The sequence below is a fragment of the Kitasatospora sp. NPDC093558 genome (assembly GCF_040683475.1).
GTDB lineage: Bacteria > Actinomycetota > Actinomycetes > Streptomycetales > Streptomycetaceae > Kitasatospora.
The window spans coordinates 1-1,074 of the sequence record NZ_JBFBDY010001380.1 but is presented as its reverse complement, the minus strand read 5'-3'; the positions used below and the strand labels follow the sequence as shown (position 1 = coordinate 1,074).

Genomic DNA, 1,074 nt, shown 5'->3' with positions numbered 1-1,074 from the left:
GGTCGCGGCGCAGCAGCACGTCCACCCGAACACCGTCGACTACCGGATCCGCCGGATCGCCGCCCTGACCGGCCTGAACCCGGCCGAGCACGGCGACCGCATCAAGCTCAGCGCCGCCCTCGCGGCCCTCGACACCCGGCGCCTGGAGCAGGCCGGCCTGTGAGCCGCCGTGCGAGTCTCATCACCCTCCACGCCGACACCGGAACGTCCGCGCCCGTCCCGCTCGCCGACAGCACCGTCCAGGCCCTCGACCTCGAACCCAAGGCCGACGGCAGCTGGCTGACCTGGGACACCCTCGCCGCGGCCGGCCTCACCTTCACCGTCGACCTCACCGCCCACGGCATCGCCCCCGAGTCGATCGGCTGCCTGTACGTCACCGGCCTCGGCGTCACCCCGGCCGCCGAACTCTTCGAACGCCACCTCGCCGCAGGCCAGTTGGGCCTCGCCGCCACCGGCACCCCGGTCCACACCGTGGCCGGCGCCCCCGCCGCCGACCTCGCCGCCGACCCACGGGTGTGGAGCGCACTGGCCGAACACCCCCGCAGCGGCGAGGACGTCGGCCTCTCCCTCGCCCTCACCGGCGACCCCCACCGGCTGGGCCGCGTTCCGGGCACCGACACCCCGGGCACCTGGCCACACGACGACCTGCTGACCCTGCTCTGCCCGGCCCTGTTCGGCCACACCCTGCGCCACATCTGGAAGATCCCCGGCCCGGACGGACACCCGGCGGCCCACCTCGACGGCTGGGCCGCACAGTGGCTGCGCCCGCAAGGCCCCTGGCCACCGCTGCGGATCGGCGCCCAGCCCTACGGCCTGTGGCCGGTCACCACCCTGAACGGGTGGCAGAGCGCACCGGAGGCCGTCCCGGTGAAGGCCACCCTCGCCCGCTACCTGCCGGACGTCCGCCAGACCGTCGCCGGCGCCGCCGAAGCCCCCGCCGCCGCGCCCGGTGCGCCCGCCCCGCCGCCGACGGTCGTCGGCGCCGACAGCGCGCAGCTATGGGACCTGCTGGCCCGCACGCCGCTGTCCACCGGCTACGACGTGCGTCTGGCCTTCCTGCTCGACACCCTGGGG

General features: G+C 76.0%; 2 protein-coding genes. Both read left to right on the top strand.

Going from position 1 to position 1,074, the window contains the following annotated elements:
- Positions 1 to 163 (top strand): helix-turn-helix domain-containing protein (locus tag AB0O00_RS41160; RefSeq protein ID WP_363659766.1); only part of this gene is annotated, 163 nt, incomplete at its 5' end.
- Positions 160 to 1,074, top strand: a 915-nt coding sequence (locus AB0O00_RS41155; RefSeq protein WP_363659765.1) for a hypothetical protein, incomplete at its 3' end; no start/stop codon positions are given. The genes AB0O00_RS41160 and AB0O00_RS41155, both read left to right, overlap by 4 nt.